Origin of the sequence: Paracoccus seriniphilus, from assembly GCF_028553745.1 — a bacterium.
GTDB classification, from domain to species: Bacteria; Pseudomonadota; Alphaproteobacteria; order Rhodobacterales; family Rhodobacteraceae; genus Paracoccus; species Paracoccus seriniphilus.
Genome location: NZ_CP067130.1, coordinates 495382 through 509982, shown reverse-complemented (window position 1 = coordinate 509982; position 14601 = coordinate 495382). Strand labels below are relative to the sequence as shown.

General features: G+C 62.6%; 12 protein-coding genes and 1 riboswitch. Of the genes, 2 read left to right on the top strand and 10 right to left on the bottom strand.

Features of this window, described 5'->3' with window-relative positions:
- Positions 1–10: 10 nt before the first annotated feature.
- The 10 genes from bluB to JHW44_RS15970 form a co-directional block, all read right to left on the bottom strand.
- Positions 11–703, bottom strand: coding sequence for a 5,6-dimethylbenzimidazole synthase (gene bluB / locus JHW44_RS16015; RefSeq protein ID WP_089344424.1), 693 nt, complete (start codon positions 701–703; stop codon positions 11–13).
- Between the two features lie 42 nt (positions 704–745).
- A riboswitch (cobalamin riboswitch) is annotated at positions 746–922 on the bottom strand.
- Positions 923–1131: 209 nt separating this feature from the next.
- Positions 1132–2085 carry a carbohydrate kinase family protein gene (locus JHW44_RS16010; RefSeq protein WP_089344354.1) on the bottom strand — a complete coding sequence of 318 codons (954 nt, stop codon included), beginning with the start codon at positions 2083–2085 and terminating at the stop codon, positions 1132–1134.
- Positions 2086–2107: 22 nt separating this feature from the next.
- A complete protein-coding gene (locus tag JHW44_RS16005) occupies positions 2108–3124 on the bottom strand; it encodes an ABC transporter permease (protein WP_089344353.1) in 1017 nt (338 codons plus the stop codon).
- A complete protein-coding gene (locus JHW44_RS16000; RefSeq protein ID WP_089344352.1) occupies positions 3121–4707 on the bottom strand; it encodes a sugar ABC transporter ATP-binding protein in 1587 nt (528 codons plus the stop codon). Before JHW44_RS16000 ends, JHW44_RS16005 begins: the two co-directional genes overlap by 4 nt.
- A gap of 75 nt (positions 4708–4782) precedes the next feature.
- The gene (locus JHW44_RS15995; RefSeq protein WP_089344351.1) at positions 4783–5784 is read right to left on the bottom strand and encodes a substrate-binding domain-containing protein; all 1002 of its coding nucleotides are present in this window, start codon (positions 5782–5784) and stop codon (positions 4783–4785) included.
- A 78-nt stretch (positions 5785–5862) separates the two neighbouring features.
- Positions 5863–6846, bottom strand: a complete 984-nt coding sequence (locus JHW44_RS15990; RefSeq protein WP_089344350.1) for an ABC transporter permease — start codon at positions 6844–6846, stop codon at positions 5863–5865.
- Positions 6847–6951: 105 nt separating this feature from the next.
- Positions 6952–9021 carry a bifunctional sugar-binding transcriptional regulator/dihydroxyacetone kinase subunit DhaK gene (locus JHW44_RS15985; RefSeq protein WP_089344349.1) on the bottom strand — a complete coding sequence of 690 codons (2070 nt, stop codon included), beginning with the start codon at positions 9019–9021 and terminating at the stop codon, positions 6952–6954.
- Positions 9018–9680, bottom strand: a complete 663-nt coding sequence (gene dhaL, locus JHW44_RS15980) for a dihydroxyacetone kinase subunit DhaL (protein WP_089344348.1) — start codon at positions 9678–9680, stop codon at positions 9018–9020. Before dhaL (JHW44_RS15980) ends, JHW44_RS15985 begins: the two co-directional genes overlap by 4 nt.
- Before the next feature lie 13 nt (positions 9681–9693).
- The gene (gene dhaL, locus JHW44_RS15975; RefSeq protein WP_089344347.1) at positions 9694–11430 is read right to left on the bottom strand and encodes a dihydroxyacetone kinase subunit DhaL; all 1737 of its coding nucleotides are present in this window, start codon (positions 11428–11430) and stop codon (positions 9694–9696) included.
- A gap of 419 nt (positions 11431–11849) precedes the next feature.
- Complete coding sequence (locus JHW44_RS15970) at positions 11850–12800, bottom strand: LysR family transcriptional regulator (RefSeq protein WP_089344346.1); 951 nt, start codon at positions 12798–12800, stop codon at positions 11850–11852.
- Between the two features lie 175 nt (positions 12801–12975).
- Between JHW44_RS15970 and JHW44_RS15965 the strand changes: the two genes are divergently transcribed.
- Complete coding sequence (locus JHW44_RS15965) at positions 12976–13719, top strand: oxygen-binding di-iron domain-containing protein (RefSeq protein ID WP_089344345.1); 744 nt, start codon at positions 12976–12978, stop codon at positions 13717–13719.
- A complete protein-coding gene (locus JHW44_RS15960) occupies positions 13716–14582 on the top strand; it encodes an MBL fold metallo-hydrolase (RefSeq protein ID WP_089344344.1) in 867 nt (288 codons plus the stop codon). The genes JHW44_RS15965 and JHW44_RS15960 overlap by 4 nt, the downstream gene beginning before the upstream one ends.
- Positions 14583–14601: the final 19 nt, after the last annotated feature.

Below are 14601 nucleotides of genomic sequence, written 5' to 3'. Positions count from 1 at the left end.
CGGTTCGGGCCTATTGCCCCGGCCAGCAATCCTCGTGGATCACGCTGTCAAGATCCAGCCTCTGGCGCCAGCCCCGGGCTTCCAACTCGGGCCTGGGGTAGAGTTCGTCGACATGGCCCGCGCAAAGATAGGCCACGATTTCCACATGGTCGGGAATGCCAAGCAGGTCGCGAAGGTCCTGGGGTCGAAAGATCGAAACCCAGCCAATTCCGATTCCTTCCGCGCGGGCGGCCAGCCAGAGGTTCTGGACAGCGCAGACCGTCGAATAGAGATCCATGTTGCTGTTATGGGTGCGCCCCAGAACCACCTTTCCGCCACGGGTCCGGTCGCAGGTCACACAGATGTTCAACGGCGAAGTCAGGATTCCTTCGAGCTTCAGGGACCGGTAAAGCGCCTTGCGGTCTCCTTCGAACATGTCTTCGGCTTCGGCATTGGCGCGAAGGAAGGCTGCATGGATATCGGCGCGCCGTTTCGGGTCGCGAATCAGCAGGAAATCCCATGGCTGCATGAAACCGACAGATGGCGCGGCATGCGCGGCCGCAAGAATGCGCCGAAGGGCGGCGGGATCGATCGGATCGGGCCGGAACTCGTTGCGAACGTCGCGGCGGGCGTTGATGATATCGTAAAGGGCCTGGCGTTCCCGTTCGTCAAAGGAACGGGCGGGCTGGGGAACGACCTGTTCTGCAGAAATCTCTGGGGGCATCTGAAACCTCGCATATTTCAATGCGCCGCGGGTTCCACCCCGAAGCGCGATGAACATCAGGCCGGTCTTCTGGCTTCGGATCATCTCGTCCTGGCGCCTTCCCGGGCATGGCCCAGTGGCATCTGCCAGACGATCCCCGATACAGCGGCGGGCCCGCGCCGGATTCTCACCGGCTTCCCGATTCTCCCCCGAAGGGGCACCTGACCATGCCCTTATCCCGCGACCGGCTGCGCCACGCAAACAGAGTTTCCATGCACCGGGCGGTCTCGGCACCTGAACAGATGGAAAGCCCCTGCGGCGGGCCCATGCTGGCCAGCGATCCTCCCAATCGAAGTCAATGCCATGCCTTGACTGTTTCAAGAGGATGTCGGCGAAGTCATGCTCAGGATCAATGGTTCGAATTCCGGCGCCCGCCTTTCGGCATTCATTCAGCCAGCAGCCGGCAGCCGGTTGGTCGTGTTCATGAAGGCCAGTGTATCCTTGAACGAGGTGATGCCCGCATCCGATCCCAGGCCGGTAGCCACCAGTGCCGCCGAGGCCTGCGCGAAACCGAGCGCCGTGGTCAGGTCCATCTTGTGATGAAGTGCCGTGATGAAGCCCGCGTCGAATGCGTCGCCGCAACCGGTCGTGTCGACGACCTGAATGTCAAAGGCGGGTTGGAGCAGCTTTTCCCCCTTGTGGTCGATGAAGCAGGCACCCTCGCCGCCAAGCGTGAAAACACATTGGCGCACGCCCTTGTCGATAAAGAAGGCCGCTGTGGCATCGATGCTGCTGGCGCCCGAGATCAACCGCGCTTCCTCGATGGAGGGCATGAAATAATCGATATGAGGAAAAAGGTCGGTCAGCAGGTCGATTGTTCCGTCATTGGCCCCCAACAGATCGAAGGTCACGGTCCGACCGCGTCTTTTGGCCTCGGCCAGCAGCCGCGCGCTTGGCGCTCCGTCAAGTTTCGCCAGCAACCCGGTGCCGCCAAGATGGATGATCGGCGCTGCCAGAACCGCTTCCAGCGCGTCGTCGGCCAGATCGAAATGATCGGATGCGCCGCGCTGATGCAGGGCGGGGCGGTCGCCATTGCGGCGGATGTTCAGGATCGACGCTGATGTCGGCACGCCCGTCAGTCTTTGCATCTGCTGGGTATCGACGCCATGGCGGTTCAGTGAATCCAGAACGAAATCGGCCTTTTCGTCGTCCCCCACCGCGCCGACGGCCATGCAATGCAGGCCCAGTTTCGCCAGGTCGACCACGGTGCCGCCTGCGGTGCCCGCGACGGTCAGACGGATCTGATCGATGAAATCCACCTCGCCTCCGGGCGGAATATGATCGACCGGATGCCCAAGGATATCAAGAATATACAGGCCGATGACAGAGACGTCGTGTTGCATGGGTTCCTCCGGGGATATGGTGTCAGCTGCGGTTGCGCAGGGCGAAGGCCGTGCCCGCCAACAGGATGAATGCTCCGATGATGGTGCGCTGAAGGGTGCTGGGAATACCCACGAAGACCAGCACATTGCTGACCAGCGTGATCAGCAGCACGCCAAGCAGGGTTCCGATCACGGTGCCCGAGCCACCGGTGATCCGTGCGCCCCCCAATACGACGGCTGCGATGATTTCAAGCTCCATCCCCGCAAGGTCGAAGGGGTTTGCCAGCCGGTTCGATGAGACATGCACGATGCCCGCGATCCCGGCCAGCATCCCGGCCCAGGCAAAGACGAACAGCCGGACATGAAACAGGTTGAAGCCCAGCCTTGCCGCGATGTCGGGATTGCCGCCTGCTGCAAACACGGCGCGCCCCATCAGGGTCCGCTGCAGGATGAGCCAGGTCGCAAGCGCCACGGCCAGCAGGACCAGAACCGTAGCAGGCAGGCTGGAGGTCATGCCGGTCGCGCCGTGATGCGTGATCAGCGATGCCCTGCCGAACCCGTCCAGGGCGGCAGGGATATTCATGAACAGCGCCGTGCCCACGAAGGTCAGCAGAAAGCTACGGATGATATATTGCGTGCCGATGGTCACGATCAGCGAGGGCGCGCGCAGGACATGCACCAGCAGGCCATTGCCCAGCCCCAGCACCGCGCCACCGATGGCAGCTGCGGGCAGCATCACCCAAAGAGGCATGCCGGGAAAGCTGTTCGTGGCCAGCATGGTCAGCGAATACATGACAAGGGCGGCAATGGCCGTGAAGCTGACATCAATGCCACCTGCGGCCAGAACCACCAGCACGCCCATGGCGAATATCCCCGGCACGACCGAGGCCCGCAGGATGTCGAACAGGTTGTTCATCGACAGGAAGGCCGGATTGGCGATTGCGACAACCATGATGGTCAGCAGAACCAGCGTCAGGGTGAACAGCTCGGGGCGTTTGCCAAGCAAGTCCCAGAAACGCGCCGCCAGACCGCGCTTGTTCAAAGTGGCGACATCGCTCATTTCGCGTTCTCCTGCAGGGTGGCGTCCTGATCGCTGGACATGATGCGGTAAAGATCGTCTTCGCTGACTTCCCCGGCGCTGCATTCAGCCACGACCCGGCCCTGCCGCATGACCAGAATCCGGTCGCAATTCTGCAGCAATTCCGGGTGATCGTCCGAGATGATGATGACGGCCATGCCGTTGTCCGCCAGCCGCTGGATGATGCGAAAGATGGTGTCCTTCGAGCCGACATCGACCCCGACGGTCGGGCCATGCAGGATCAGAAGCCGGGGGTTGATCGTCAACCAGCGCCCGATCAGAACGCGTTGCTGGTTGCCCCCCGACAGTGATTGCACCGGAACCGAGACATCGGGCGCAACCACCTGAAGATCGGCGATCTGCTCTTCGGCAAGCTGCTTTGCGCTGCCGCGGCTGATCATGCCCAATGCGTTGCGCAGCCTGTCCAGCACCGGCAGGGTGACATTGTCCTGAATGGATTTCTCCAGAAACAGCCCTTCCGTCAAACGGTCTTCGGGCACATAGCCGATGCCCTCGGCGATGGCGGCGGCAGGCGTCGGCAGGGCGACGGGATCTCCGTCCAGAGAGATGCGGCCCGAGGCGGCAGGCTGCACGCCGGACAGCGCCAGCGCCAGTTCGTTTCGCCCCGAGTCCAGCAGGCCGGTAATGCCAAGGATCTCGCCCTTGCGAAGCTGAAGCGAAACATCATGGAACGCCGCCGCCGACAGGTCGGACACCTCCAGCCGGACATCACCGATCCTGGGGTGATTGCGATAGCGTTCTTCCGATATCTTGCGCCCGGTCATCAATTCGCCGATCTCGGATTTGCTGGTGCTGCGCACGTCACGCTCGGCCACGATGGCGCCATCGCGCATGATGATCGCCCGCCCGCCCAGGGATTTGATCTCGTCCAGCTTGTGGGTGACGAACAGGATGCTGACATTGCGATCCAGCAGGCCGCGCACCACGCCCAGCAGGTTTTCCACCTCATGCCGTGTCAGCGAGGTTGTCGGCTCGTCCATGATCACCAGACGCGCCTCGGCGGCGATGGCGCGGGCGATGGCCACAAGCTGACGGCTGGCAAGGGGAAGCGTGTCGGTGCGCTGGTCAAGAAAGCCGCGATCTGTCGGCAGATGCACATGGGCCAGCGCCTGCGCCGCCTTGGCATGCAGCGCGGCCAGTCGCAGGGGCCGCGCAAGGCGACCGTTTGCCGCCACAAGCTGGCCCGTCAGCGCGACATTTTCGGCAACGGTCAGATTGGGCAGCAGCGACAGATCCTGATAGACGGTCTCGATCCCCGCCCTCAATGCGCCAATCGGCCCCAGATCACCCGCAAGGCTGCCCACAGGCTGTCCGTCGATCAGCATCTTGCCCTCGGTCGCGGGTTGTGCCCCGGAAATGATCTTGATCAGCGTTGACTTGCCGCAGCCGTTTTCGCCCATCAGATGGGAAATCTGGCCCGCCCGCAGTTGCAGGCTGACATCCCTGAGCGCCTGCACCCCGCCAAAGGACTTGCGGATGTTCAGAACCTCGAGAAAGGGCGCTGTGTCCTGCCCGTGGGCGGGGGGAGTCGATGGGGTGGTCATGGCAGGGTTCCTTGAACCGGGTGGTTCCTGAAAGGCGCGGGGTCTGCCCGCGCCTTCCATCAGTCAAGACGCGGATCAGAACGGATATTCGGCGTAATCGTCCTTGCCGACATCCACCCAGGCCTGACCCTGAATGATAATGCCCTTGCCCGGCCCGTCGCTGACTGTGACTTCGTTATAGCCGGGCACGCCCAGATCCATGCCATTGGTGATCTCGGTGCCGTCAAGGATCATCTTCGACACGACATTCATGACATAGCCCGCATCCTTGGGATCCCAGAAATAGATCCGGTCCACGGCGCCGGTTTCCAGATAGGGTCCGGTGTCCTTCGGCAGACCCAGTCCGAAGACGCATGTCTTGTCTTCCAGTCCGGCTTCCTCGACTGCGCGGCCGATGCCGATCACGTCGATCGCCGACGAGCCCTGAAAGCCCTTGATGTCGGGATGGGCGCGCAGGATTTCCTTGGCGCGCTCATAGGCCCGGTTGGCGTCGTTGAAGGATTCGTTCTTTTCAGCGACCAGTTCCATGCCGGGATATTTGCTGCCGGCATTTTCCGCGCCCGCTTCGACCCATTGGTTATGGGTCAGGCTGCCCAGAGATCCGACGAAGCTGGTCCATTTGCCTTCGCCGCCCATGCAATCGGCCAGCCCTTCGTTGATCTTCGTGCCGAAGGCGGCATTGTCGAAGGCTTCGATATCGGCATCGGCATTGACGATGCTGTCGCCTTCATGGGCGATGACCTTGATCCCGCGTTGCTTGGCGCGCCGCAGCACACCTTCCAGCGCCGAGGGGTCCATCGGCACCACGGCAATCGCCGAGACGCCACGGGCAACCAGATCCTCGATGATGCGCGCCTGCTGGGCGGCGTCGGCCTGGGCGGGCCCGACCTGAGCGGCCTCGATGGCCTCATTGTCGGCGTTGAACTGGTCCACGCCTTCATTCATGCGGATGAACCAGTTTTCGCCGGTGACCTTCACCACGGTGCTGATGCTTTGCGCGTCCTGTGCCATGGCGGCACCTGCGACCAATGATGCACAGAATGCTGCACTTCCAGCCAGTTGAGTAATTTTCTTCATGTGTCTTCCTCCTCCAGAAATCCGGGCAGAGATGTCTTGCGCCGGCTGCCCCTGCCCAGGGCCTGCCCGCACCGGCCGTTACCGTCGCATTCGCAACCAGGGCGAGATCTGGATGCGTGCCGATGCCAGCAGCGCCAGCAGCAACACGCCCCATGCGAGGTCGCGAAAGAAATTCGAGATGCCCATGAAATTGAACAGGCTGGACAGCATTTGCAGGGCGGTTGCCGCCAGCACGACGGACAGCACGCGCCCATGGCCGCCCTCGGGGCGCACACCAGCCAGAACCGCGATCAGGATGGCGATCAGCACGTAAGAGCTGCCATAATCCCATTTCACTGAAGAGTTGCGCGCTGCGATGATGACTCCGGCAATCGAGGCCAGAACCCCGGCGATCGTATAGGTCAGCACGATCATTTTCCGGGTCGGAATGCCGCCATAGCGCGCCGCCTTGTCATTCGAGCCCATCAGCGTCAGCTTGATCCCGAAGGGTGTCACGCGCAGCACAAAGCCAAGCAGTGCCGCGACAAGAATGAACAGCGCAAAGCACAGTGGCACGCCCAGAACCGGCAGGTTGCCCAGATTGTCCAGCGGCGGGATATAACCCAGGCCAACGGCCGAGCCGCCGGTCAGCCAGACCGCAATGCCGGTGAATACCAGCTGGCTGCCCAGAGTGGCGATCAGCGGCGTCAGCCCGGCATAGGCGATCACCAGCCCGTTCAGCAATCCGCCTGCCACGCCCACGGCGATGGCGGTGACGGCAAAGACCCAGGTGAATGCCAGCGGTGCCGCGGCGGGGTCGATCATTCGGCTGATCGCCAGATAGGCCAGGATACTGGCCAGATTGGCCAGGGCGATCCCCGACAGGTCGATCCCGCCATTGCCCGATATCATCGCCAGCGCCACGCCCAGGGCCAGAAGGCCCAGTTCCGGCACCTGCGCGGCCATGATCTGCAGGTTATAGCTGTCGACAAAATTCGCACCGGCCAGCACCGCGCCGGTTGCCAGCACGACGACATTGATCAGGGCAAGGAAAACTGCCTGTCTTTCCGTTCCGTTACGCATGTCGCGCCTTTCTTGCGGTCCTTCTGGCGGCTCGGTGGCCTGTGACGATGCCCAAAGAGGCACATTCGCCTTTCTGGAAGAGTGTTGCCTTCACGCGGTTCGGGGTCATGGCCGGGCCGTGATTGTCAGCGCCGCGCTTTGGCAGGGATGATCCAGATAGGTCACCAGTTCGTCGTCCAGATGCAGCAGCGTCAGGGACACGCCCTCCATGTCCAGCGAGGTGTAATAGGGTCCGACCAAGGTGCGGTGCAGGATGATGCCCTTGGCGCGCAGCCGCTGGCCAATACGGCGGGTCAGGATGTAGAGCTCCATCGCCGGTGTTCCGCCCAGGGAATTGACCAGCACCGCCACCTTGTCGCCGCGCGCGGGATTCATCTCTTGCAGGATGCGATCCAACAGCATGTCTGCTGCGTCATCGGCGGGCACCAGTTTGTGACGCACCATGCCCGGCTCGCCATGCACGCCCACGCCCAGTTCCATATCTTCCGGCCCCAGTTCGAAACTGGGCTGGCGGGTATCGGGCAGGCGCGCGGGTTCAAGCGCCAGCCCCATGGTATAGACGCGCGCCGCCGCGCGACGGGTAATCGCCTCGCATTCGGACAGCGAGGCACCCATATCGGCGGCGGCTCCGGCGATCTTGAAGACAAAGACATTGCCCGCAACGCCGCGCCGCGACCCGCGTGCATCGGGCGGGGACGAGGCGATGTCATCCGTGGTGACGACCGAGCGCACCTCGACCCCCTCGGCGCCGGCCATCTCGGCCGCCATGTCGAAATTCATCACATCGCCCGAGAAATTGCCGTAGATATACAGCAGGCCCGCGCCGCGATTCACGGCGCGGCTGGCGGCAAGGATCGGGCCGGGGGGCGGGGCGGCAAAGATATTGCCGATGACTGCCGCATCCGCGCAGCCCTTGCCGACATAGCCCCAGAAGCCCGGCTCATGCCCGGAACCGCCGCCGATGACGATGCCGACCTTGCCCTCGCGCGGGCCGTCCAGCGCCATGACAGCGCGTGAGGTTTCCGGCACCGGGCCAATGATCGCGCCATGCGCAGTCAGCGCCCCGGCCAGGCTTTCGTCGACCGCATCCTGGGGCGCATTGAACAGTTTCTTGGCATGGCTGCGGATCTGTGCGCTGCCCGGCGTTGCGCTGGCCAGGGCCGGACGGCGCGGGCTTTCCTGCCAGCCATCGGCCTTGAGGATGCCGCGTGCCGTGGCGGCGTCGGTGACCAGAACATTGGCAAAGCGCCCGCGCAGAACGGCAAGAATGGCCGCGATCTTGTCGATGCCCCCCGCGACGGCGATGCGCTGGGGGATGCGTCGCAGGGCTTCAAGGTCGATGCCGATGGTGCGGTCGTTCACCGGCCCGGTGACGGCGGCGCCGCGTGCCGAGACAAGGCGCCCGACGATGCTTGCCACGGCATCGGGATAGTCGCGATGGTGGTCGGCGCTGTCCAGGAAGCCGCTGGTGTGGATGGTGCTTTCGGGCCGCATCGAGGACACGCCCATCAGGATGCGGTTGGCCTCGGCCAGAACCGCGACCTGTTCCGCAAGCAGCGGCTGATTCAACAGATCCCGGCGCAACGCCGGATCCGAGACGATGGCCGGGGCCGAAATGGGCACCCAGCTTGCATGAAGTGCCTGGGCAATGCGCGAGGCGCAGGTTTCGGGCGTCCAGGGAATCCGCGCGGTGGTGGAACCGGTCGCCTGAACGACGCGCAGATCGTCCAGCCCCGGATGGCTCAGCGCATCCGCGACCGCAAGCACCGTGCGCCCCCATGTCACCGCCAGCGTGTCGCCGGGCCGCATGACGCGACGCAGGGCCTGAGCCCCGGCTGCCCCCAGTCGTTCGGTCAGGCTGCGCTCGCCGCCCTCGCTGGGAATGACAAGACAGTCCTGCAGATCAAAACGCTCTTTCAGCGCGACCGCGATAGAGACGGCGCGGAACCTGTCGGGCTCGATCTCGATATTCACCAGGCCACGGGTGCGGGCGTCGGCCAGATAGGCGTTCACCGAAGCGCGCGACAGGCCCATCTTCTTGGCGATATCGCCCTGGGTCATGCCGTCTTCATAGTAAAGCCATGCCGCCCAGAGCAGCGGGTCTTCCCCGAAGCGCATCGGCATTTCGGTCAGAACGCCGTCCTGGGCCTTGGCTGTCTCGCGGCGGGGCGTCATTTTGACCCTCTTGCAAAAAAGGCGGTCATGCCATCGCGCAGGGCAACGATGATGATCGCGGCCGAGGCCGCGCCGGGATCGACATGGCCCAATGTGCGCGGTCCAAGCCTTGCGGCGCGGCCAGCGGCGGCGACCATGGCGCGCGTGGCCTCGCGCCCTTCGATGGCGGCGGCAACCGCAGCGTCCAGACGGGCAATCGCGCCCGAGCCCTTGCTGCGCGCCTCGGCGACGGCACGGGCCGCGGGGGTCCAGACATCCAGCATGGTCTTGTCGCCCGGGCTGGCCTTGCCGCGCTGTGCGATTGCCTCCGAGAAATCACCCAGGATCTCGGTCAGATCCACCGGATCGATGGTCACCTGTCCGGCAAATCGTTGCCCGGCCTGAAGAAAGGCACTTGCGTAAAGCGGCCCTGTGGTCGCGCCGACCGCGCCCAGAAAGGCATGTGCGGCAATTGCAAACAGATCGCCCGTCGCGACGCCCCGGCTTTCGGCCTCGGCGCAGGCATGTGCAAGGGCACTGAACCCCTCGGCCATCGAGTTGCCATGATCGGCATCCCCGATGGCGCCATCCAGCGCCCCCAGCGCCAGACGTTCGGCGTCAATGCGTGCCGCCATCAGGCGGAACAGATCGGTCAGATCTGCGGCCGCAAGCGGACGCATGGGGGGAACCTTGTCAGGCAATTTGGGTTTCCAGTGCTGTAGCGAATGTCGTCAGGATCAGGCAGCAAGAGGTCGCCCCCGCATCCAGCACACCGCGCGAGCGTTCTCCCAGACGGCTTGCGCGGCCGATCCTTGCGACCAGATCCATCGTGCTGTCGCGGCCCGTTTCCGCGGCCTGTCGCATGGCGACAAGGGCAGGGCGGAACCCCATGGACTTGGCGGAATCATATGCCTCGACCGCCGGCAGCAAGGTATCCATCAATGTCTTGTCACCCGGCTGGGCCGAGCTTGTGCGGCGCACGCCTGCCAGGGCGGCATTCAGCAGTTCCGAAAAACCTTCGGCATCAATCGCCTTTCGGCCGGCGGTGGCTTCGGCCATTCCCTGGAACATGAACCCGTAGAGCGGACCCATCGAGCCGCCGATCTCGGTCATCAGGACATTCGACAGAACCGAAAGCGCCTCATCCAGCGGCAGATCCTGCCCGGCCAGACGTTCCGCGGCGCGGCCAAAGCCCTTGGCCATGTTGACACCGTGATCGCCATCGCCGATCAGCCCGTCGATTTCGGACAGATAGGCCTTGTTGGCGACAATGGCCTGCGCCAGCTGTTCCACGATGACAGCATTGCCGGCCACGGGCACCGAAGGCCCATGGATGGGGCCGGTCTTGGCAGTGACGCTGGTCGTCGCAGTCTGTTTCGCGGGCTTGCGCACAAAGCGGGTCGTGGCCTCCATGGCGGGGCTCGGGGTCTGTCCGCAGGTCAGGCCCGGAGCCTGGGCTTCCAGATCCAGCAGCTCTTTCAGCTCTTCGTCCAGCGCCATGATCGTCAGCGTCGCGCCGACCATTTCCAGCGAGGTGAAGTAATTGCCGACCAGTGCCTTGTGGACCTTGATGCCCCTTTCCGTAAGAGTGGATTCGATCTTCGCATAAAGGACATACAGTTCGTTGAGCGGTGTGGCCCCCAGTCCCGACACCAGAACCGCGACCTCGCTTCCCTGTTGCAGGTCTTGATCCCCCAGTACGATATCCAGCATGTCCAGCGCCACGGCATTGGCGGGTTTCAGCGGCTCGACGCGGGTCCCCGGTTCACCGTGATGTCCGATGCCGATCTCCATGTCGCCCGGCCCGATCAGGAAATTCGGGTGACCGACGGCAGGCAGGGTGCAGGGGCCAAGGCCGACCCCGACCGAGCGACAGGCGTCGATCGCCTTCTGGGCCGAGGCCCTGACCTCCTCCAGCGTTCCACCTTTGGCCGCACGCGCGCCGCCGATTTTCCACATGAAGATCTCGCCAGCAACGCCGCGTCGCTTGGCGCGTTCGTCGGGTCCGGCGGAGCAGACATCGTCATTGGCGACCACCGTGGCGACCTCGATGCCTTCGGCCTCCACCGTTCCCCGCGCCAGCAGGACATTCATGTTGTCCCCGGCATAGTTGCCATAAAGCACCGCCACGCCCGCGCCGCCATCGGCCGCCCGGATGGCATCGGCAAAGCTGGCCGCTGTCGGGGATGAGAACAACTCTCCCACGGCCACCGCATCGACCAGATTGCGACCGGCATAGCCGATAAAGGCCGGTTCATGGCCCGAGCCGCCCCCGGTGACGATGCCGACCCGGCCCGCCTGTCCTGCTGCTTTCGAGACAATGACGCGCGGATTGCCGGGATCGATCCGAACCAGATCGCTGTGGGCCCGTGCGAAACCGGCGACCGTTTCATCCACGATGTCGTCGGCGTCATTGAAGAATCGCTGCATTCCAGTCGCTCCGTTGTCCATGCGAAAGGCAGAGCGACCCATGGCGTAATGCGCGCCGGAACAGCCGAGCGATCTGGCGCCGGTTGTCCCTCATGACCTGTCTCCTCCCGCAAGGCGACCCGATCGGGGCCGCCTGCCTTGAACCAGAGACTGCCAGTATTTCGACGATTGTCAATCATGAAATGAATTATGTCAAAAACAGGACATTTTCCACGAAAGCTGTCGCGATAAGGCCTGGCTTCGGGCCTTGAATTCAGGTCGTCATGCGCCGGTTGTCAAAGATGCGCGATGCCGCGACATGAAACTGGGCAATGACCCTGGACATGGCGTGTCGTGTCCGGACCGGCAGCAGGGGCTTCGGGGTTGCAGCGTCCGACCGAGCGCGCCCAAGGGAAGCAAGGGGCTGTGTTTCCCGGCCGTCAGGCGGGGGCAGGGCTTCCCTGGTCCGGCTTGTTCAGCCGTCGCTCATGGGGCCGGCCCGAGAAGACACGAATGCACTTCTTGGCGGCCTGTTTGGAAATGCCATTCGGTGTCAGGACGGCATAGAGTCTGGCGTCGCTCTTGCGCCATTCAGTGCGCAGGGGAACCAGCAGCCCGCTCTCAATGTAGCGGTCGGCGAAACCGCGCCAGGCCAGCAGGATCCCCTCGCCATGTGTCGCCGCCTCCAACGCGTAGATATAGTTGTCAAAGGTCACTTCCGGACTGTCGGGCATGGCAATGCCTTCGGCAGCAAACCAATCGTTCCAGGCAGCCCACCCCGAATTCGCCTTGGTAAGAGACAGGCGGGGGATGTCCCGCCATTGGTCAGGCGACTGGCGCAGGACATGTTGCTGTGCATGAAGGAAGGACGGGGCTGCAACCGGCATGATCTCTTCGGTGATGATCGCCGCTGCTGGCTGCCTTGGACGGGATTTCCGGTATTCGAACACGATATCTGCGCCCGCATCGATCATGGCCGGGATGGCGGTATATTCGCAGGTCAGGATGCGAATATGCGTATCGCGCCCCAGCGCTGCCTTCATCGCGCCGTAGCGCGGCAAGAGCAGAAGATGGGAAACCTCATGCGTGCAGGCGATCGTCAGTTCGGTTTTGCTGGCGCGAACGCGTTCACCGGCATGGCGCAGCCGTGACAGCGCCTCGGAGACTTCGCGGGCATAGGCCTCGCCAGTCGCGGTCAGAATGATGCCGCGCCCGCTGCGCGCGGTCAGTGCCGCGCCCAGTTCCTCTTCAAGCTGATGAAGATGGCGGCTGACGGCGGCTTGCGAGGTGTTCATCGCATCCGCGGCCCGGGTCACGCTTCCCAATCTGGCGATGTTGTCGAAGGCGATCAGGGACCGAATTGATGGCAGTCTTCCAGGGGCTGAACTCATATCAGAATTGATATCAATATAATCACAAAAAGCAATGGACCCCGTGGCATCCCAGGCTGAAGATCAAACCGTTGAACGACATATGTGACGCTTGGCAGACGCGAGAAATGACAGGGGACTCCTGCTGCTTTCCGCGCAATGCACAATCGGACACGATCAGGACAAGGAGGCTGCGGTGCTGCGACAGGTTGTTGGTGACTTATATCAGATTGGCGAAAGCGTTCAGGGCGAGGACGGCTGGTACGAGGCCGTGCGGGTCTATGTCCTGCTGAACGACGGCTGTCCTCTGGTCTTCGATTCGGGGTCACATGTTCATCGCGGCCAGATCATGGCCGAACTGAAGGAACTGCTGGGGGATGCGCCAGTGGGTTACGTGTTCCTGACACATACCGAATTGCCTCACACCGGAAATATCAGCGCGATCCTGCAGGAATGGCCCGAGGCGAAACTGGTGGTTTCCAGCGCGATCCTGCCCCATTGCGAACTGCCCTGGTGGGTCAAGGAGGAACAGGTGCAATATAGCCAGGCCGGAACCGAGAGTGTCTATGCCGGACGCCGGATTTCCTTCTCGGACGGTATCCTGAAGGACCAGCCGGGCACCCATTGGATGTTCGATGCCCAGACCGGCGCATTGTTCACGGCGGATGCCTTTGGATATTTCTTCCCGCAGTCGGCCGCGACCAGTTTCGATGACGAACTTGAGGACGGCGTTCCTGCGGACTGGCTGCAGCGCTATCACCTGAATGCCTTCCGCTTTTTGCCCCTGGTCGATGGTGCCAAGGTCGTTTCGGACATCGCAAGGGTCTTTGCCAAAAGGGACGTTCAGGTCGTCGCCCCCACGCATGGAAACGCAATCCGTGGAAACGTGCCGCAATGCGTCACGCGATTCAACGAGGCAATTTTGGGTATTCGCCAATGAATGTGAAAATCTATGGCCATGGCACAAGCCGCGTCGGCGTTCGCCAGATCACACCGAAGATCTACTGGATCTGTCACTGCATCGGGGAACATGCCGCGCAGCATAATGGTGGCTTTGCGGCAGAATTCGCGCGGGTGAACCCGATGCTGGACCCGGATGCGAACGATATCATCTATAACTCGTTCCTCTTTCTGGACGAGAAGACCTTTCTGATCGACACATTGTCACCGGCCCAGCATGATACCGTGATTCAGGCCATCGACGATATTCTTGCAGGGCGAAAGCTGGATTACGTCTGGATCAGCCATACCGAACTGCCCCACGCCGGCAATATCGAGGCAATCCGGCGCGCGCATCCGGAGCTGCAGGTTCTGACGGTCGGCGGCCATGATCACTACGAGGTGCATGGCCTGGCCGATGCCAAGCAGCTGAACTATGGCGACAAGTTCGAGCTTGGCGAGCATACGCTGGAAATCATCAAACCCTTGTTCGTCGATCATGCCCTGACGCAATGGGTTTACGAACACAAGACCGGCTTCATGTGCCCCGTCGATTGGGCCTTGAACGTCCACAATCACCACCAATGTTTCCGGTTCATGGATGAAATGGAAGAGGTCGGATATTCCGCCGAACGCTTCATGCATGAGGTGGCAACAACCAATCGTGTCGTATTCTCATGGCTGCGATGGGCTGACCCCGACAAGACAGAGGCGGCCATCGACAAATTCCTGACAGATTATGACATCCGCATTTTCGCCCCAAGCCATACCAATGTCATCCGCAAGGACATCCCCAAATATATGAGCGCACTTCGCGAGGCCATGCGCATGGCGATCATCGGGAACTATGAACTGGTGTTCTAGCCGCCGTCGACAAAGGGGG

Bases quoted from the DNA above. Each gene is read 5' to 3' on its own strand.
- JHW44_RS16000 (WP_089344352.1), bottom strand. From the start codon at position 4,707: ATGACCACCCCATCGACTCCCCCCGCCCACGGGCAGGACACAGCGCCC.
- JHW44_RS15990 (WP_089344350.1), bottom strand. From the start codon at position 6,846: ATGCGTAACGGAACGGAAAGACAGGCAGTTTTCCTTGCCCTGATCAAT.
- JHW44_RS15960 (WP_089344344.1), top strand. From the start codon at position 13,716: ATGAATGTGAAAATCTATGGCCATGGCACAAGCCGCGTCGGCGTTCGC.
- JHW44_RS16005 (WP_089344353.1), bottom strand. From the start codon at position 3,124: ATGAGCGATGTCGCCACTTTGAACAAGCGCGGTCTGGCGGCGCGTTTC.
- dhaL (WP_089344348.1), bottom strand. From the start codon at position 9,680: ATGCGTCCGCTTGCGGCCGCAGATCTGACCGATCTGTTCCGCCTGATG.
- JHW44_RS15985 (WP_089344349.1), bottom strand. From the start codon at position 9,021: ATGACGCCCCGCCGCGAGACAGCCAAGGCCCAGGACGGCGTTCTGACC.
- JHW44_RS16010 (WP_089344354.1), bottom strand. From the start codon at position 2,085: ATGCAACACGACGTCTCTGTCATCGGCCTGTATATTCTTGATATCCTT.
- bluB (WP_089344424.1), bottom strand. From the start codon at position 703: ATGCCCCCAGAGATTTCTGCAGAACAGGTCGTTCCCCAGCCCGCCCGT.
- JHW44_RS15970 (WP_089344346.1), bottom strand. From the start codon at position 12,800: ATGAGTTCAGCCCCTGGAAGACTGCCATCAATTCGGTCCCTGATCGCC.
- dhaL (WP_089344347.1), bottom strand. From the start codon at position 11,430: ATGCAGCGATTCTTCAATGACGCCGACGACATCGTGGATGAAACGGTC.
- JHW44_RS15995 (WP_089344351.1), bottom strand. From the start codon at position 5,784: ATGAAGAAAATTACTCAACTGGCTGGAAGTGCAGCATTCTGTGCATCA.